General features: G+C 61.7%; 16 protein-coding genes, 1 pseudogene and 1 riboswitch. Of the genes and pseudogenes, 3 read left to right on the forward strand and 14 right to left on the reverse strand.

Translation table 11 applies throughout. The features are described 5' to 3' along the window. Positions 1–36: 36 nt before the first annotated feature. From QWJ46_RS09665 to QWJ46_RS09685, 5 genes are read right to left on the reverse strand one after another with little or no spacing between them, the layout of a single operon-like run. The gene (locus tag QWJ46_RS09665) at positions 37–1671 is read right to left on the reverse strand and encodes a hypothetical protein (RefSeq protein WP_302750934.1); all 1635 of its coding nucleotides are present in this window, start codon (positions 1669–1671) and stop codon (positions 37–39) included. Next, on the reverse strand, positions 1668–2417 hold the full coding sequence (locus QWJ46_RS09670; RefSeq protein ID WP_302750936.1) for an SDR family oxidoreductase: 750 nt from the start codon (positions 2415–2417) through the stop codon (positions 1668–1670). Before QWJ46_RS09670 ends, QWJ46_RS09665 begins: the two co-directional genes overlap by 4 nt. Further along, positions 2414–3736 (reverse strand): FAD-binding oxidoreductase, encoded by a 1323-nt coding sequence (locus tag QWJ46_RS09675; RefSeq protein ID WP_302751173.1) that lies wholly within the window; start codon positions 3734–3736, stop codon positions 2414–2416. The genes QWJ46_RS09670 and QWJ46_RS09675 overlap by 4 nt, the downstream gene beginning before the upstream one ends. A 7-nt stretch (positions 3737–3743) precedes the next feature. Continuing rightward, entirely contained in the window at positions 3744–4175 is a 432-nt protein-coding gene (locus QWJ46_RS09680) for a GtrA family protein (protein ID WP_302750938.1), read from the reverse strand. A gap of 9 nt (positions 4176–4184) precedes the next feature. Next, positions 4185–5726 (reverse strand): UbiA family prenyltransferase, encoded by a 1542-nt coding sequence (locus QWJ46_RS09685; RefSeq protein ID WP_184455107.1) that lies wholly within the window; start codon positions 5724–5726, stop codon positions 4185–4187. Between the two features lie 535 nt (positions 5727–6261). Between QWJ46_RS09685 and QWJ46_RS09690 the strand changes: the two are divergent. After that, positions 6262–6912 (forward strand): annotated as a pseudogene (locus QWJ46_RS09690) (SLC13 family permease); the annotation flags it as partial. A gap of 84 nt (positions 6913–6996) precedes the next feature. On the opposite strand, the gene QWJ46_RS09695 reads toward QWJ46_RS09690, so the two are convergent. From QWJ46_RS09695 to QWJ46_RS09720, 6 genes are all read right to left on the reverse strand, one after another. Beyond that, a complete protein-coding gene (locus tag QWJ46_RS09695) occupies positions 6997–8166 on the reverse strand; it encodes a M20 aminoacylase family protein (RefSeq protein ID WP_302750943.1) in 1170 nt (389 codons plus the stop codon). Between the two features lie 200 nt (positions 8167–8366). Next, positions 8367–9872 carry a tripartite tricarboxylate transporter permease gene (locus QWJ46_RS09700; protein ID WP_086083013.1) on the reverse strand — a complete coding sequence of 502 codons (1506 nt, stop codon included), beginning with the start codon at positions 9870–9872 and terminating at the stop codon, positions 8367–8369. A 9-nt stretch (positions 9873–9881) separates the two neighbouring features. Next, entirely contained in the window at positions 9882–10343 is a 462-nt protein-coding gene (locus tag QWJ46_RS09705) for a tripartite tricarboxylate transporter TctB family protein (RefSeq protein ID WP_302750945.1), read from the reverse strand. 194 nt (positions 10344–10537) lie between these two features. Continuing rightward, entirely contained in the window at positions 10538–11521 is a 984-nt protein-coding gene (locus QWJ46_RS09710) for a tripartite tricarboxylate transporter substrate-binding protein (protein ID WP_302751174.1), read from the reverse strand. Positions 11522–11774: 253 nt separating this feature from the next. Next, on the reverse strand, positions 11775–13109 hold the full coding sequence (locus QWJ46_RS09715; RefSeq protein ID WP_302750947.1) for a sigma-54 dependent transcriptional regulator: 1335 nt from the start codon (positions 13107–13109) through the stop codon (positions 11775–11777). Beyond that, positions 13106–14965, reverse strand: coding sequence for an ATP-binding protein (locus tag QWJ46_RS09720; RefSeq protein ID WP_368046080.1), 1860 nt, complete (start codon positions 14963–14965; stop codon positions 13106–13108). Before QWJ46_RS09720 ends, QWJ46_RS09715 begins: the two co-directional genes overlap by 4 nt. A gap of 125 nt (positions 14966–15090) precedes the next feature. Here QWJ46_RS09720 and QWJ46_RS09725 point away from each other — a divergent pair, with 125 nt between their 5' ends. Further along, on the forward strand, positions 15091–15753 hold the full coding sequence (locus QWJ46_RS09725) for a sulfite oxidase-like oxidoreductase (protein ID WP_302750949.1): 663 nt from the start codon (positions 15091–15093) through the stop codon (positions 15751–15753). Here the strand turns inward: QWJ46_RS09725 and QWJ46_RS09730 are convergent. The 3 genes from QWJ46_RS09730 to QWJ46_RS09740 form a co-directional block, all read right to left on the reverse strand. Next, positions 15738–16307, reverse strand: a complete 570-nt coding sequence (locus QWJ46_RS09730) for a hypothetical protein (protein WP_302750950.1) — start codon at positions 16305–16307, stop codon at positions 15738–15740. The genes QWJ46_RS09725 and QWJ46_RS09730 overlap by 16 nt on opposite strands. Positions 16308–16360: 53 nt before the next feature. After that, positions 16361–17095 (reverse strand): CbtA family protein, encoded by a 735-nt coding sequence (locus QWJ46_RS09735; protein WP_302750951.1) that lies wholly within the window; start codon positions 17093–17095, stop codon positions 16361–16363. Positions 17096–17208: 113 nt separating this feature from the next. Next, positions 17209–17418: a CbtB domain-containing protein gene (locus QWJ46_RS09740; RefSeq protein WP_085779300.1), complete on the reverse strand. Its 210-nt coding sequence runs from the start codon at positions 17416–17418 to the stop codon at positions 17209–17211. Between the two features lie 25 nt (positions 17419–17443). Next, positions 17444–17593, reverse strand: a riboswitch (cobalamin riboswitch). A 56-nt stretch (positions 17594–17649) separates the two neighbouring features. Here QWJ46_RS09740 and QWJ46_RS09745 point away from each other — a divergent pair. After that, positions 17650–18198: a histidine phosphatase family protein gene (locus QWJ46_RS09745; protein WP_302750952.1), complete on the forward strand. Its 549-nt coding sequence runs from the start codon at positions 17650–17652 to the stop codon at positions 18196–18198. The last annotated feature ends 38 nt before the right edge of the window (positions 18199–18236 follow it).

Raw genomic sequence — 18236 nt, forward strand, 5'->3', positions numbered from 1 at the left:
CGCCGTTTGCGGCTTGCACCGACCTTTCCGTCCCAGTCACTGCGCCTCGCTTTGCGCCTTCGCCTGACGCCACTGGTAGACCGTCCACTCCGATGTCTTCTGAACGACCTCGAACCGGGCTGAAAGAAACGGGCCGTACAGCGCCTGCAAGGGCAGGCTGTTGATTCCGGTTTTAGGCACCATGACGATCTTTACATCGGCAAAGAGCACTTCCGGTGGGATATAGGCTTTTTCGTTGATATTGCGGTTCCAGTGAAACCAGGCGGTGTCACCGGCAGGCGGGCGAATTCCGAGCCCCGCTGAAAAAGGGTTGACGAAATCAAGCACAAAAACGCGCTCCGGCGGCACCGGCAATGCCTGCAACAGCGCTCCCCCGGTGACGATGTCGTCGAGATAACGCCTTATGAAGTCAGGCTCGCCGCCGGGCGGATCGATCTCCCGCACATCGTCAAAACGCGGCAGCCCAAGCGATTGCCCGGCTTTCTCAGCCGCAAGCGATGTATGCAGAATGAGGGCCGCGGCATGGTGTACGATCGGCGGCGACAGGAATAAGATCGCGAGCACCGAAAGAGCGCCGGCAGGAAGAGCCAAACCTCCTGTCCTTCTCCCGTCATCGCCTTGCTGAAGCCAGGCGGCTTTCTGCACCAGAGCGACTGCGCCGCAGTAGAGCGTGATGATGCCCCAGCTGTGGGCGTTCTGATTGATGATCGCCAGGCCGGCGCCTATGCAGAACCCAGAGAAGAGAAGATCTCGGAAGCTGCGGGTTTGCCAGATGGCGATCAAAGCGAAGGTCGCGAACACGACGAGGTCGGAAAGGTTCTCACGCAGGTTCTTCAGGATGCTGGCGACGTCATGGCCGCCGCTGACACGCGCCGCCGCCCGCAGATCCTCAATGTGCTGAGCGGTTCCGCGCCAGAAGAACTCGATGGCGATCATGGCCAGCCCCGTCAACGCCAGGGCGATCAGGACCCAGCGGCGCTGCTGCCGATCCAGTAGGATGATGACGAGAAAGGCGGTTCCGGCGAGCCCGTAGGTCGCCTTGGTATAGAACGAGACGAGCAGAAGAAAGACGGCGGCAAGAGCATCGGCGGCATCGTTGCGCCCGCGCGCGGGCTGCGGCGTCAGGTACATGACCAGCAGCAGGCCGAGCGCGACCCAGCCGATGCGATTATAGAACATCGCGAAGGAAGGATACCAGATGGAACTGCCGAGATTGATCGGCGCCGCGAGGATGAGAATGAGAAATATGCCGAGCGCGGCCGCCAATGACGGGTTGAGGCGGGATACGAGGATGCGGATCATCGCCGGGATGAAGGCGACGACAACGATAGCCATTCCGACCGGTATGGCAGCGCCGAAATTCCCCGTCAGTTGGTATCCAGCCGCCGGAAGATAATAGACGAGTGGCCCGAGCGCCGTGTGGAAATCGCGGTTCGGCACCTGACCGAACGCGATGCGGTGCGCTCCGTCGATAAAGACCAGCACGTCATTGATAAAGGCGGCGTTGATGGTCCTTCCGGGCAGGGCAAGCATGGCCGCACAAGCCAATGCTGTTAGAATGATCGCGCCTTCCGCCGACAGTAACCGCCGTATCCTCGCCGCCGGTCGCTTGCTGGCACCTGCTCTCGTTCCGATGGCCGCGTAAGCGGCGTGATTGCCTGGTTCCGTCATAGCCGCAACCTCTTGAAGATCGGCTCCGGGATTGATCGGATCACCGTCATCAGCGGTCGCCATATTCGTCTGACATAGACGACGTCCCCGCCCCTGCTGCCCTCGGCGACAGTAAAGATTTTTTGCGCGACCTCCTGAGGTTCGGCTGTGAGAAGCGGTGGGAGCTTCATCGCATTCGTCATGCGTGTCCGAACGAAACCGGGCTTCACGGTGAGCACGCGCACCCCGGACCCGGACAGCCTGTTCCTGAGGCCGGACAAGAAGGCGGTCAGCCCGGCTTTGGCGGCGCCATAGACATAGTTGGACGCGCGTCCACGATCGCCGGCAACCGAGCTTATGCCGACGATGGTACCTGATCCTCTCGCCGCAAAACGTTCCGCCAGAAGACCAAGAAGCAAAGCTGGTCCTTCAAAGTTCGTCCGCATGATCACGGCGGCGTGCTCGAGTTCCTGTTCGGCGCGAGACTGCTCGCCCAGTTCGCCAACGACACAGACCGCCGTGTCGGGCAGGGGCGAAACGACGCCCACGAAATCTTCGAAGCGGTCGGTTGCGAGGATATCGAGCTCGTGAACCAGGACATCGGCGCCGGTCCGCGCGCTGATGTCGTCGGCCTCGCGTTGTACGGCGGAGCGCTTTCGTCCGGTGAGAAGCACATTCCATCCCGCCTCGGCATAGATCAGCGCCGTCGCGCGACCGATATCCGATGTCCCGCCTATCAGGAGCAGTGTCTTGCCGATCGCCTTCATATGCCGAGCCTCTTTGCCAAGCGGGAATTAAAGTGACGATCGGCGCCGGTTACTTTGCGTAGCTCTTTGAAAGCAGACAACCGAGGGTAACCGGCTTCGAATGTGTGACGTGACTGCCGTGCATCCTTGGCGAGATAGAGCCGCCCCCCTGCCTTGACAACCAACTCGTCGATTTCGTCGAGCAGCCGAAACACCTCCTGCGTGACGGGAAGGTCGAGTGCGAGCGTGTAGCCCGGCGCAGGAAAGGACAGCAGCCCGCTCCCGCCCCCCAGCTTCTTCAGAACGGCAAGAAAGGAACCTTTTCCCGAACGCGCGAAGCGCTCGAGAATGCCGCTCAGGACCGCCAGCGCCTCCTGGGCAGGAACCACGCACTGATGCTGCAGAAAGCCCCGCCTCCCGTAAAGCCGGTTCCATTCAAGGATGCCGTCGAGAGGAAAGAAGAATTTGTCCCAGTGGACCAGCGATGTCATGGCCGCCTTTCGCGCTCCCGCCCGGAAATAAATCTCGTTGAAGGCTGCTACGCTTGTTTTGTTGAGCATCCATTGCGGCAGGTCGAATGGCAGCGAAAACCTCCCCGCGTTTTTCGCTGCAAAACGACCGGCATCCGGCATGCCGCCGACCTGATCCCGCGTCGCGTGTTCGCCGGCGAAAATCAGCGAGCGTCCAAGGGAAGCGCCTTGCGAAAGGCAATCGATCCAGGCGACCGAATAAGTGACATCTTCGGTCTGCTGCAGCGCCTTCAACGCGTCGCCAAGATTTTCCGCGACGATCGTCTTCTGCGCGATCCAGCCGGATTCGATCGGCTTCAAGCGGAAGGTCGCTTCCGCGATGATCCCGGTCATGCCCATGCCACCGACCGTCGCGAAGAAAAGCTCGGGGTTGCGCGTGCGGCTACAGATGAGGATCTCTCCGCCGGCGACTACCAGCTTGAGCTCGCTGACATGGTCGCCGAAGCCGCCGTCGCAATGATGGTTCTTGCCATGCACGTCAGAGGCGATCATCCCGCCGACCGTGACAAATTTCGTGCCCGGCACCACAGGCGGAAAATAGCCCCTCGGGACAAAAGCGCGCAAAATGTCCGAGAGCATTACGCCCCCTTCCACGGTCAGTGTCGCACCGGTGGGATCGAAGTTTCGCATCCGGCTCAGTCCACGACACATCAGGGTGGCCTGTTCGCCGATTGCCGCGTCACCGTATGAACGCCCATTTCCGCGCCCGATCAGGCCCACGCGAGCCGCCACGGTGCCTGAAAGCGCTTCCGGCAGCTGGCAGTTGATTGCCTGGCTCTCGTGGCGCGGATAGCGTCCCCAGCCCTCCATGAGTTTGTTACACCTCCTCTGGTTTGAAGACGAATTTCCGGTCCATTGCGTATTTGGAGATGTAGCCGATCGCCAAGCCGAGCGCTCCGCCGGTATATTTTGCGAGCTCCGTCTTCCAGACGGTCCAAAAAGCAATTTCAAAACCCCAGAATATGAGCGTCGTCAGGACACTGAACAGGCCGTAAAGCGCCACCTTGAGCATCTCGTCGCCGGGTGACGTGTAGCCGTCGAAGAAGATCCATCTTTTGTCGAGGACGTATTTCAAGCCGAAGCCGGCAGCGGTCCCTGCGAGCATCGATGGCATGAGGCTCGGCGATGGCGCCAGCTGCATGACAGTAGCCTGGACCGCGAAGTTGGCGGCGGTGGAGAGCATGGCGAAGGCGAGGTAGCGGGTTGCGAGGCCCGCGGAAGTGCTTCGCTCTGAGGACTGACGACCCATTCGGCCACCTCACATTGCTGCAATGACAAGTACGCCGGCAACGCCGAGCGTGACGAGGCTGACCTTGTCCTTGATCGCGAAGACGACTGGATCGTCATGCATCTGCCCTCGGTGGGCGAGCATAAGGATACGGGCAATCCAGCAGGCAAGGATTGGTCCGGCCAACCACAGCATGGCTGGCCTGGTGTAGATGTCTTGGGCACTGTCGCTCGCGGCATAGAGGGCAAATAGCGTCAGCGCGTTCATCCCCGCTCCAGCAGCCAGGGCGCCCACCATACCAATATCCGCCTTCCTGTAGTCGCGGCTCTTGGAGTCCGGCAGGTGCGCGGCGCGGCGCGAAATGAGCTCGGTGTATCGCTTCACCAAAGCGAGCGAGAGGAACCAGCTCATCATGAAGGCAAGCAGCCAGGGCGATGGCCACACGGAGACAGCGGCAGCGCCGCCGATTACCCGCGTTGTGTAAAGAGAGGCGAGCGCCACCACGTCCAGGATCATCTTTCGCTTGAGGAAGAAAGAGTAGGCCGTGGTCAGGGCAAAGTATCCCGCGAGTACGAGCACGAAGACGGGTGACACCATGGCGGCCACCGCAAGCGACAGAAAAAGCATGATCGGGATTGCCAGCAGAGCGTGCGACAGCGGGATCTCGCCACAGGCAAGGGGTCTGCGGCATTTGGTTTTATGGCGGCGGTCGTCCTGCAGATCGACCAGGTCGTTCAGGAGATAAACGCCCGAGGCACAAAGCGAAAAAGCCACCAAAGCGAGGCCCGCATTCACAAGGCTATGGAGGTCAAAGAGTTGATTTGTCAGTAGCGGGACAAAGACCAACCCATTCTTGACGTATTGATGCACTCGCAGCGAACGCGCCCAAGTCCGCCATGTCGGTTTGTCGTGGCTAAGATGCTCGACGTCGTCGCATTGGCGCGCAAGCTCCCGCGCAACTGCCGCCGATGTCCTTATGGCATAGGACTTTGCGGCGTGGCGCCAGACTGGCAGGTCGGCCAGATCATTGCCGATATAGTCGAAGCCACCCTCCCCGAACGCGGCGACGAGCTTTGCCGCCTTCATCTCGGCGGCACAGTTCATTGTCTCATTCGTTGCAAACCAGCCGGTAAAGAAGCCGAGGTGGTCGGCAACCGCGCAAACCAGCCGTTCGTGGGTTGCAGAAGCGAGATAGACCGAACGCCCCTCCTCCTGTGCGACGTTGATGACCTTCAGCACTTCCGCGTCATAAGGAAGGATAGCCGGATCGAAATCCGCTGGTTGAGAAAGTCGGTGCTTCAGACACGCCTTTCCGGCGGACAGCGACCTGATGAAGTCGACGATCGAATGCGGCCGGCGGCTAAGTTCAGAAAAGACCGTCTCGATCAGCAGGTCCGATCGAACGAGGGTGCCGTCGAGATCGACCACTAAAGGGCGGGGCAGCAGCGGTCTTTGGAGGTTCGGTGGGCGGCCCACCGGCGATGCAGCGGGCTCAGCTTCAGGCCACTCGTCCTCCTCGGCTCTTGGCAGAAAATCTCTTCGCAGCTGGAATTCATGATGCAGCTCGTTCAAAGGATTTCCCTTATGCTTTGACACCGTGAAAGCCCGCCGAACCACGGCTAAGCAGTTTGGTTCCATCATCAAAAAGGGTGAGGCGCGTCCGACTGGGAGAACCTTATCGGAGGTTGAGTTTTTTCGGCCATGAGCCAGAGTTTTCCCGGAAAAATTGTTCCGTCAACGACCATGATATCGGCTGTCGTTGTTGCGTCCCATACATTTTTCGCGCAATCGCTGGCCCGGTCGATGGTGGCAGTGTGTCTTCGGCGCCGGTTGAAGGACGACATTTTCAGCCGTCATCTGGGGAGACCTCAGAGGCGGCGGTGGTGCGCCTTGATCAAGCAGGTGTATTGTGCGCTCTCGCAAGACGTTGGATTCGGGAGTTCAAAGCGCCGGGAGTGTGGTGCCGAGGAACTTGCGCAACATTACAGCGTTTCTGAATATCCTCTTCCGCTCGGTTGTCGGCGACATCCCAGCCTTTTTCCCAGGTCCGCATGACAACACAACAGATAATCTCATTTTCTGTTATCGCTCTCATGATGGCAATCTTTATATGCAGGATTTCGGCCTGCTGCCACTCGCTCAGCGAGAGGTGCTGCTCGGCACCCGCCGCCGCGCCTTCATTCCGCTTCTTATCCTGGCGCTCGCGATGGCAACGACCGCGGTCGGCCTCGCGCCGGTTCCGATGGCCTTCTTCGCAGCCGCCCTGGGCATGGTCGTTTTTCGAGCTGTTCCACTTGCCGATGTCTATAAATCGGTTGATGGACCGATCCTCGTGCTGCTCGCGGCCCTTATTCCCGCCTCGGACTCCTTGCGCACCTCCGGCGGCAGCGATTTGATTGCCGGCTGGCTGAGTGGGGCGGCGATGAATCTGCCGGCATGGGGTGCGCTCGGCCTGATCTTGGTGACCGCCATGGCCGTTACGCCCTTCCTCAACAACGCCGCGACGGTCCTTGTCATGGCGCCGATCGCCGCCAGCTTTGCAACGGGTCTAGGCTTCAGACCGGAAGCCTTCCTGATGGCGGTAGCCATTGGCGCGGGTTGCGACTTCCTCACGCCTGTCGGCCATCAATGCAACACGCTCGTCTTCGGTCCCGGCGGTTACAAGTTTTCCGAATATCCGCGTCTCGGCTTGCCGCTGTCGGCGTTGATCATTCTCGTTAGCGTGCCGGCGCTGCTATTTGTCTGGCCGGTCAACTAGCGTGGAACGACGTCTCACTTCCGAATAGTCGTGCGTGACTGCCACAGCGCCGCAAAACAGCGAAAACGGAGCAATGGACATCGCTTAAACCTTCAACTCCCCCTCCACCAACGCCACCCAGTAAGCCGCCCCGTATCCAAGCGCCTCATCGTTGAAATCATAAGCCGTGTTGTGATGCAGCGCCCCATCGACCGCCGGCCCGTTGCCCAGCCAGACATAACAGCCCGGCGCGTGCTGCGCGAAGAAGGCAAAGTCATCTCCGGCTGTCGATGGCGGAAAACTCCTCCGCACTTTTTCACCAAAGACGGTGCCGGCGGCGGCAAGCGCCCGTGATGTCGCATCCGCATCATTGACGACAGATGGTATCCGCCGCTCAAAACGATAATCGGCTGATACGCCGTACATCGCAGCCGTCCCACTCGCCAGCCGACCGATTTCGGTTTCCAGCTGGTCGCGCACCTCAGGCGAATAGGCCCGTGCCGTTCCGCCGATCTCCACAATATCGGGAATGACGTTCAACGCCTTGGCATCGCCCGCCTGCAGGAAGCAGGCGCTGACGACCGCCGGCTGCAGCGGGTCGACAACGCGGCCAACGATCGTCTGCAGCGATGACAGGAAAGTACCGGCTGCCGTGATCGGATCGCGGCCGAGATGCGGCTTGGCGCCGTGCGTGCCGACGCCGCGAAAGGTGATGCGCCAGCTGTCGGAGGAGGCGAGCTGCGGTCCCTCGGCCACGGCGATCTCGTCGACCGCAAGCCCCGGCATATTGTGCAGGCCATAGACGGCATCGCAGGGGAAAAGCCGGAAGAGCCCCTCCTCGACCATGCGCTTCGCCCCGCCGCGCCCCTCTTCGGCCGGCTGGAAGATGAAATGCACGGTGCCGGAAAAATTCCGCGTCGCCGCCAGATGCCGTGCAGCGCCAAGCAGCATTGCCGCATGCCCGTCATGGCCGCAGGCATGCATCTTTCCCGGTACGGTCGATTTATAGGGCCGCTCCGCGATCTCAGGCATGGCGAGCGCATCCATATCGGCTCTCAACCCGATCCTGCGCGTGCCATTGCCGACTTGCAGCGTGCCGACCACGCCGGTGCCGGCAAGCCCGCGATGCACGGCGATGCCGGCCTCATCGAGAAGCTTTGCGGCGATACCGGCGGTGCGCTCCTCCTCGAAACCGAGTTCCGGATGGGCGTGCAGATCGCGGCGCAAGGCGGTGAGGAACGGCAGATCGTCCTTGATCCGGGCAGGAATGCTCATGGGCCTGGATATCCCTCCATGTGAAACGGGCGCCCGAACGGCGCCCGCGTCAGATCATTCGTTGTTCATCAAACAACTCGCGAATTCAACCCCTGAACAGGATGATTTTAGGCTAGGCCTAAAATCTGAATCCTGTTCTCAATTAAAGACTTAGAGCATGATGTCGTCCGAAAACCGCTGACACTTTTCGGCATCATGCTCTATGCTTCTTCGACGAACACCTCCTCGCGCTTCTTCCTGACGCTCGGCAGGAAGACGACGATCAGTACGGCGACCGCGATTGCCAGAAGCGTGGCGCTGATCGGCCGCGTGATGAAGGTGCTGGGGTCACCGCGCGACAGGATCATGGCGCGTCTGAGATTCTCTTCCAGCAACGGCCCGAGCACGAAGCCGAGCAGCAGCGGCGCCGGCTCGCAGCGGAGCTTGGCCAGCACATACCCGATGAGGCCGAAGAAGGCGACGGCATAGAGGTCGTAGACGTTGGAATTGACGCTGTAGACCCCGATCGAGCAGAAGGCCATGATGATGGGGAAGAGTACGTAATAAGGCACCGTCAAAAGCTTCACCCAGAGCCCGATCAGCGGCAGGTTAAGGATGACGAGCATCAGATTGCCGATCCACATCGAGGCGATGATGCCCCAGAACAGCGCCGGCTGCTCGGTGGCGACGTTCGGGCCCGGCACGATGCCCTGGATGATCATCGCTCCGATCATCAGCGCCATGACGGGATTAGCCGGAATACCGAGCGTCAGCAGCGGAATGAATGAGGTCTGCGCGCCGGCATTATTGGCCGATTCCGGCCCTGCGACGCCGGCGACAGCGCCCTGGCCAAATTCCTTCGGCGTCTTCGACAAGCGCTTTTCCACCGTGTAGGAGGCGAAGGAGGCGAGGATCGCCCCGCCACCCGGCAGGATGCCGAGCGCCGAACCGATCGCGGTGCCGCGGATGATGGGCGCGATCATCTCCTTGAATTCCTGGCGCGAAGGCAAGAGACCCGATACCTTGGCCATCAGCACCGTGCGTGTCGACTCTCCCTCGAGATTGCGCAGGATTTCAGCGACACCGAAGACGCCGACGGCGAGCGCCACGAAATTCAGCCCGTCGGCATATTCACGGATGCCGAGCGTGAAACGCGGCGTGCCGGTATAGATATCGGTGCCGACGAGGCCGAGCAGCAGTCCGAGCGCCACCATCGCCAAGGCCTTGACAACTGAGCCATGAGCCAGCGCGATCGAGGAAACGAGGCCGACGATCATCAACGAGAAATATTCAGCCGACCCGAATTGCAGTGCGATGTCGGTCAGCGGCGGCGCGAAGACCGCAACGAGAAAGGTCGAGACCGTTCCGGCGAAGAACGAGCCGAGGGCCGCGATCGCCAGCGCCGCCCCCGCCCTGCCCTTCCGCGCCATCTGATAGCCGTCGATCGCGGTGACGGCAGACGAGGATTCGCCCGGCATGTTGATGAGGATCGCCGTTGTCGAGCCGCCATATTGCGCGCCGTAATAGATGCCGGCGAGCATGATGAGTGAGGAGACCGGCTCAAGCTGGAAGGTGATCGGCAAAAGCATGGCGATCGTCGCCGTGGCGCCGATGCCGGGCAGCACGCCGATCAGCGTGCCGAGCAGCACGCCGATCAGGCAGAAGAGAAGATTGTCGAGCGTTGCCGCCGTGGCAAAGCCGAGCGCGAGATTGCTGAAAAGATCCATCGTCGCCTCCTAGAACCGGACCCAGGGGCCGAACCGCTCGAACGGCAGTCCGAGCCCATAGCTGAAGACGGCGACCGAAAAGATCGTCAGCAGCAGCGACAGGATGACCGCGAACACCAGGTTCATCTTGCGCGACGCAAAGCACGCGATGAAGGCTGTGAAGAACAGCGCCGGCGCAAATCCAAGCCCGCGCACCGTCAATCCGAAGAAAACGGGAGCCGGCAGAATGAAGAGCATGCCGCGCCAGGCGAAGGGATCGACCGGCTCCCCCTCCACACGCAGCGCCTGAATGAAGATGATCGCGCCGAGAAGTATCAGCGCGCACGCAAGAATGAACGGGAAATAGCCGGGACCCATGCGCAATGCCGTGCCGAGGTCGAGCCCGACCGACTGATAGGCAAAGAAAGCGCCGGTCGCGATGAAAAGCGCGCCGCAGATCGCATTGGTACTATCGAGACTGATGGATTTCATGGTGTCTCCTGGAGTTGGAGATGGTTCACGTGACGCTGCAGCGATTGCCCCTCATCCGCCTGCCGGCACCTTCTCCCCGCTTGCGGGGAGAAGCCGCAAGCCTCTCGCCTTTTCCGCGATTGCTCAGGGCAGGTCCCCTCTCCCCGTTTGCTGGGAGAGGGTCAGAGTGAAGGCTATTCCTGGCACATCCCTCACTAGTCCGCATATTCCCCGGCAGCCTCGATCACCGGCTTCCAGCGGGCGATCTCGCTTTCGAGCTTGGCTTTCAAAGCAGCAGGCGTCGCATCTGCATCGGAAGACGGCGCCGTGCCGAGTTCGGCGAAGCGGGCGCCGACATTCGGATCCTTCAGTGCCAGCTGCAGCGACTTCGACAGGCGCTCGTTGATCGCGGCCGGCGTACCCTTCGGCGTGTAGATTCCATGCCAGATGCCGACTTCGAAGCCCGGCAGACCGGCTTCGACCGCCGTCGGTACGTCCTTCAGCACGTCGAGGCGCTTCGGTGAGGTCACCGCGTAAGCCTTGATCGTGCCGCCCTTGATCTGTTTCGTCGTGTTGGTGGTCTGGTCGCACATGATATCGACCTGGCCGCCGAGCAGATCCGTCATTGCAGGGCCGGTTCCTTTATAGGGAACGGTCGTGAGCGGCGTCTGGATGGCGCTCATGAACATCATGCCGCAGAGATGCGAAGCCGCACCGATGCCGGCATTGGCGACGGTCACCTTGTCCTTGTTGGCTTTGACATAATCGATCAGTCCCTTGAGATCGGAAGGCTCGAAATCCTTGCGCGCGACGATCGTCATCGGCACCTCGGTGACGAGGCCGACATACTCGAAGGCGCCGAGCGTGTCGTAGGCGAGCTTGCGATAGAGCGTGGCGCTGGTCGCCATGCCGATATGGTGCAAAAGAATGGTGTAGCCATCGGGGTCAGCGTTCGCCACCCGGCCGGCGCCGAGCGTGCCGCCGGCACCGCCGACATTTTCAACGACGATCTGCTGACCGAGATCCTTCGACATGGATTCAGCCACCAGGCGCGCGACGGTATCGGTCGGGCCGCCCGCCGCAAAGGGAACGACCATGGTGATGGTGCGCTCGGGATAGGTTTGCGCCGAAGCGACGCCGGCGAGAAGAGAGACCGCGGCAGCCGCGGTCAGGCCGAGCATGGCCTTCAGGATTTTCATCATTTCCTCCCTGATGAAACAACAAGCCCGCCGACACATCCTCCGCGCCGGTTCGGATTGCCTATTTGCCGACGGGAGAAATCGAGCCGCAATCACTACCGTCGCGTCCGCAAGACGATTCTGCGGCAGTGCAATGCAGCATGGGTCGATTTGGAAACAAACGGCATAGGCGATGGGTGGATTTCCACCCATCGCGCGACGTTCCAGGGCTGCAGCACCATTACCCTCGGAGAATGCCACCGGGAACCCGAAGTCAGCTTTCGGTGGTCAGCATCCGCTTGTCGAGGCCATATTTTTGCATCTTTTCGTAAAGGGTCTTGCGGGAGATGCCGAGGGATTCATAAACCGGCCTAAGGCTGCCGCCATGCGCCACCAGCGCGCTGGCGATAATCCCTCGCTCGAATTCGGCGACCCGCTCCGCAAGTCCGGTTGCCTCCTCGGTCTGCCGTCCGCCATTGTCGAGCCCAAGGACCAGCCGGTCGGCGGCATTCCTCAACTCACGCACGTTGCCCGGCCAGTCGCGCTGGGCGATGTCGGAGATCACCTCCGGCGGCACGGCCACCTCGTCGCGGCCGTAGCGGGCGGCCGCTTCCCGCACCAACTGCAGGAAGAGCAGCGGAATGTCTGCCCGCCGCTGCGGCAGTGACGGCACGTGCAGCGTCGCGACGTTCAGCCGGTAAAGAAGATCGGCGCGGAAGCGGCCGGCCGCGACCTCCGCCTCCAGATCGACCTTGCTCGTCGCGATGAACCGCACGTCGAGCGGCACGATCTCGTTCGATCCGAGCCTGGAGATCACCCGCTCCTGCAGCACCCGCAGGAACTTCGCCTGCAGGTCGAAGGGCATGGAACCGATCTCGTCGAGCAGGATGGTGCCGCCGCGCCCGTGTTCGAATTTTCCGTAACGCGGCCTGACGGCGCCGGGAAAGGCGCCGGCCTCATGGCCGAAGAGCTCGCTCTCGATCAGATTTGCCGGCAGGGCGGCGCAATTGATAGCAATGAACGGCCGGCTCGCCCGAGCGCTGATATCATGAAGTGCGCGGGCCACGACCTCCTTGCCCGCCCCGGTATCACCGACGATGAGCGTATCCGCATCGCTGGCGCCGATCGCGCGGATGCGATAGCGCAGATCCACCATCACCTGGGTGCGCCCCGGCAGCCGCGCCTCGAGATCGTCGCGCTTTCCGGCGACGGCTTTCAGAATCCGGTTTTCGAGCACCAGGCCGCGCCGCTCCATCGCCCGGCGGATGACGCCCGCGAGCATTTCAGGCGTGAACGGTTTTTCGATGAAATCATAGGCGCCTTCGCGCATCGCCTTCACCGCAAGTTGCACGTCGCCGTGACCGGTGACGAGAATGACCGGCACCTCCTGATCGATCTCACGGATCTTTTGCATCAAAGTCATGCCGTCCATGCCGGGCATACGGATATCACTGATAACAACGCCGGGAAAACTGTAACCGATCAGCTCCAGCACATGATCGCCGCTCGAAAAGATCTCGACGCTGAAGCCGGAGAGCTCCAGCGCCTGCGCCGTCGAACGGCGCAGCTCTTCTTCGTCATCGACCAGCAGGATCTTCGCATCGTTCATTCCGCCGCCTCCGGCATCGACCCTGCCGCCGATTGCAGCTCGATGCGGAACATCGCGCCCCCCTCGGGATGATTGGCAGCCGTCAGGCTGCCGCCGAAATCCTTGACGATGTTGTAGGAGATCGAAAGCCCGAGGCCGAGTCCCTTGCCCACACCCTTGGTCGTGAAGAAGGGGTCGAAGATGCGCTCGGCGATTGCCGCCGGCACGCCGGGTCCGTGATCGCGCACCGTCAGCACCACCTTGCCGGCCTCCTCGAGGGCCGAAATCTCGATGCGCCTGTCATCCAGCCCTTCCACCGCATCGGCCGCGTTGGAGATAACATTCACCAGCACCTGCTGCAGACGTACCGAACCGGCGCGCACGACCGGCGGCCGCGTTCCGAGATCGAGCCGGAGCTCGGCGTCCGCCGCCTTCAACCGCCAGGCGATGATCTCCAGCGTGTCGCGCATCGCCTCGTCGAGGGGGACCGGCCCGAGCTTCTCGTTCGGTTTGCGGGCGAAGTTGCGTAGGTGCCGGCTGATCGAGGCCATGCGGTCGATCAGCCCGCCGATCCGCCTTATATTGTCGCGCGCCTCCTCCGTCCGGCCTCGATCGATCAGCACTGAGGCGCTGTCCGTATAGGTCTTGGCGGCGGCGAGCGGCTGGTTGAATTCATGCGAAAGGGCAGCCGACATCTGCCCGAGTCCGGCGAGTTTGCCGGCCTGAATGAGATCGGCCTGGGTCTGGCGCAGTTGCTGCTCGGTCAACCGCCGCTCCGCGATCTCCTCCTCGATGCGGCTGTTGACGCGGGCAAGATCCGCCGTGCGCTCCTCCACCCGCCGCTCCAGCTCGCCCCGCGCCTCGGCCTGCATCTGCATGCGCTCGGCAAGTCGCGCCCGCCGCTGGCGAATGACCGCCACAGCAAGCCCGGCAATGCAAAGGATGAGAAAGACGGCGACAAGCGCGGTGCGCGCCTGAGCGCGGATGGAGCTCGTCTCCATCAGCACATTCACCGTCCAGTCCTCCGCCGGCATGTAATGCGACAGCACCAGATACTCGCTTGCGCGCCGATCGCTCGCCAGCGTCATCAGATCATGCGGCTCGAAGCGATGACGCGTCACCGGCAGCGCCGTCAGCTTCGCATTGGCATAGCGCCGCGACGCCTCGGTGCGTGCGATACGATCGGCCGTCAGCGGCAGGATCGCGCCATAGAGCCACTCCGCACTGCCGGACATGAAGATGATGCCCTCGGGATCGGAGACGAAGATCTTGTATTCGCCGCCGCTCCAGGAGGATTCGATCATGTCGATATCGACCTTGAATACGATGACCCCGCGAATATCGGCGCCGACCCTAATCGGCGCAGAGAAATAGTAGCCGCGCTTTAGCGACGTGGTGCCGAGAGCGTAGAACCGGGCTTGCCGGCCTTCGATCGCTTCCTGGAAATAGGGCCGGTAGTTGAAATTCTGGCCGACGAAGCTTCCCGGGCCATCGTAATTGCTCGCCGCGATCGTCTCCCCGTCCGGCTTCACCACATAAATATCGGAGGATTTCAAAAGCCCGTTGATCTCCTTGAGATAGAGATTGGCCGCATCGCGAAGCGCCATGTCGTCGGGCGCGCTGACCAGTTCCTTGATATCGTCATGATCGGCGATCAGCGCCGGCAGCGCCTCGTAGCGGTTGAGGTGGCCGCTGAGTGCCGAGACGGCAAGGCGCAGCGCCGTTCCCGCCTGCGCTGAAGCCTCCTGCATATAGGCGCGCGTCGCAATCGCACTTCCATAGGTGAAGAAGGCGAAAATGACGAGCGGCACCAGCAGCAGCGCCGCGATGGCACGAGATCTCGAAGACAGATCCGGCTCCTCCCTTTCTGCCTTCACTCCCCCAGCAAGGCATACCCGCCGACCTAGTTTAATGAGGCAAGCAGGGATTTCCAAGGGCTCGCCGAAACTTGACACTCGGCGGGGCCGGATATCCTATTGCTGCACCGCAAGGAGACCCGTTCATGAGCGACGACCAGACGCCCGCCGACAGCAAGCTCACCAGCTCCAAGCGCCGTTGGGCGTCAGAGGGCAAGTTCCTGACCGGGCGCATCAGTAGGCCCGAGGCCGAGCGCCTGCCGCCCGGCCAGCACCTGGTCAAGAACTGGCCGGTGCTCGATCTCGGCCAGCAACCGGTCATTTCAACCGAGAGCTGGCGGCTTGAAGTACGCGGCCTGGTCGAAACGACACTCACCCTCACGTGGACCGATTTTCAGGCGATCGAACAGAGCACTGGGGTGAGCGACATTCACTGCGTCACCACCTGGTCACGCTACGATAACAAATGGAACGGCGTTTCGACGCGGGATCTGCTCGATCGCGCCATGCCGAAACCGGAAGCAGCCTACGTCATGCTGACGAGCTACGACGGCTATACCACCAACCTGCCGCTCGCCGATTTCGCCGCCGAGGATGCGATCCTGGCAACCTCCTGGGAAGGCCTGCCGCTGACACCGGAGCACGGCGGCCCGATGCGGCTCGTCGTGCCGCATCTCTATTTCTGGAAAAGCGCCAAGTGGCTGCGCCGCATCGAGCTAATCGCCGCCGACGAGGCCGGCTTCTGGGAAAAGAACGGATACCATATGCATGGTGATCCGTGGCGCGAGCAGCGCTATTCCGACGACTGAGCCTTCGGCCGCGAGACGCGGCGTAGTGCAAGAACGGCAAGACCAAACAGAGCGGCCAACCCCGTCAGTGAGACCATGCTGGCAGGATGAAGCGGCACCTTGCTCCAGCTCGGCCTGACGATATTGGCGGTGTTGAATGCCTCGCCGCTGAACTGGCAGGTGATGAAGGCAAGTCCGCGGCCCGCCATCTCGGCGTCGATGGCCGAGATGATTTCGCCCGCCGCGGTTGCCTCCCGCGGCATCTCACGCATCGCCATCAGCACGGCTTTCGTCGCCGCGAGATAGGCATGGGCGCATTCGTTGAAAGGGCTCTCCTCGTCCGTCACGCTGCCCGGCATCCGTCCCCAGAGGCAATAGGAATACTGGATTTCCGAGTAGTTCAGGACACGCCGGAACGGTTCGTTCGTATCGGCCGCCCGTGACGCCAGCATGCTGATGCTGCTCCGATACTCCGAAATGACCGCCATCTCGCCGTGGGAAATTGCCGGAATATCGAGCCCGGCATGGGAGCCGCCAGAGCTGCCCCCATGGGCGAGGGCACTTCCGATAAACATTGGTAATAGGCTCGCGATGAGACCGAGAAAAGCAAACCTGCCGATTTGCCGCATCACCGGAACGCCGGCCGCGGTCCACTCCTGGCGGCAAGACCCCTTTCTGCCAGCACTCCGAAACAAAGACCGAGCGTTGCCCATAGGATCGCGTGCATTCCGAGCGAGGTCGTGCGGAACCGCCAGAGCACCATCGCCGAGAAATTCTCCGGCACCTCGTTGATCGGCGGCAGCAGATAGAGCACGAAGCCGATGAAGACGAGATAGGCGATGCCGGCGATGATCGCGCCGTTCCAGAGACCGAAGCGCTCGCCAAGCCGGCGCGACAGTGCGATCGCGGCAACCAGCGAGGCGAGCGAAACGACGATCATCAGGAAGAACAGTTCGGTCCTGACGCCGATCGTATCGGGATTGCCGACAGCTGGCGGGTTGGCCGGATATTTGATGCCGGGAACGAGCACGACCGCCACGAAGGCGGCAATGGCGATGACGGCCGAAGTGCCGCGCGCCGATAGGCTGCTGAAGCGGCCGTGTACGAAGGCGAAGGCGAGCGAAAAAAGCCCGCCGACGGCGATGCTGTAGGCCATGACGCCGGTGAAGAGGCCGAGACCGGCCTGCGTGGCGCGGCTGACAATTTCAGGCTCGGCAGCTTCGCCCGCCGCCTGGGCTTTCGCCTCCTCGAAGGCGATTGCCGCATCGACCAGCGGCTCGCCGAAGATATGGGCGAAAGCGAAAACGAGGATGCCAGCAATCAGGCCCGCGAGCATGCCGCGAAGCAGAAGCTTTCCAACCATCTCAATATTCCACTAAGCATGTCGCACAAAAGTGTGCAGCAGTTTTGCGATAACGACATGCGTAAACAAAGACCTAAAGCGTGAGAAGCGAATCTGAAAGATCGCGATGCGCTTTAGTGGCAGGGAAAGCCCAGGAGATGGCGGCCGTCATGCACGAATTCGTGCACATACATGCCGTTGAACAGCGCCATCGCGCCTTCCTCGGTGCCGACGAAATAAAGAACGATGAGCATCAGCAGGCCGCCGAAAACCGCCCAGGGCAGGATTTCCCCTACAGGGATTGGCGCCGGTGCCGCAACGGGCGCGAAAGTGGTGTCAGACATGTATCCCTCCGGAATGACGCGTTCAGTCGAAAGAGTGTTGTGCGGCAGGGTCTGACTTCCAGCGTAAAGAACTTCGAAACGCTGGTCACAGTGGCGCGACCGCGCCGGATTTCCACCGGCTTCCAAACCCGCAACAGCACGGTTATATCTGGACGCCGAAGAGACTGTCAACGAAACTTCGAGACGCCGGCGAAGGGTCGTCCCCACCGTATTGCGAAGATCGGAACAACCGTGAATACCCGCCTCACCTGGATCTGTCACGGCGCCACGGCGGCGAGCCGCAAGGCCCTGTTCCCGCTGGATGAGCCGCTGGAAGACAAGGCCTCTGAAGAAGCCGCCGGGATGACTGCCCTGCCTCGCGCCGACCGGATCGTCACGAGCCCGGCTTTGCGTGCTCGCCAGACCGCTACAGCCCTCCGTCTCGACGCTCAAATAGAACAGCGGCTTGCCGACTGCGACAATGGCCGCTGGGCCGGCAGGCCGATTGCGGCAATCGGCACCGAAGAGCCGGAGAACCTCATGGCTTGGATGAGCGATCCGGAAGCCGCCCCACATGGCGGCGACAGTTTTCTCGGTCTGCGGACGCGCGTCGCCGGCTGGATGGATGAGCAATCCACGCTCGGCGGCCATGTGATAGCCGTCACCCACGCATCGATTATAAGAACAGCGATTGCGCATGTGCTTCAGGCTCCCCTCCCCTCCTTCTGGCTCGTCGATGTCGAGCCGCTGGTGGTCGTTCGGATGACCAGCAATGGACATCGCTGGTCGCTGCGCCTCTAGAGAATTAGACATCCCTCATACTATCCAGCCTTACGCAA

Source organism: Rhizobium sp. CBN3 (assembly GCF_030518245.1).
Taxonomy (GTDB): Bacteria; Pseudomonadota; Alphaproteobacteria; order Rhizobiales; family Rhizobiaceae; genus Rhizobium; species Rhizobium aethiopicum_A.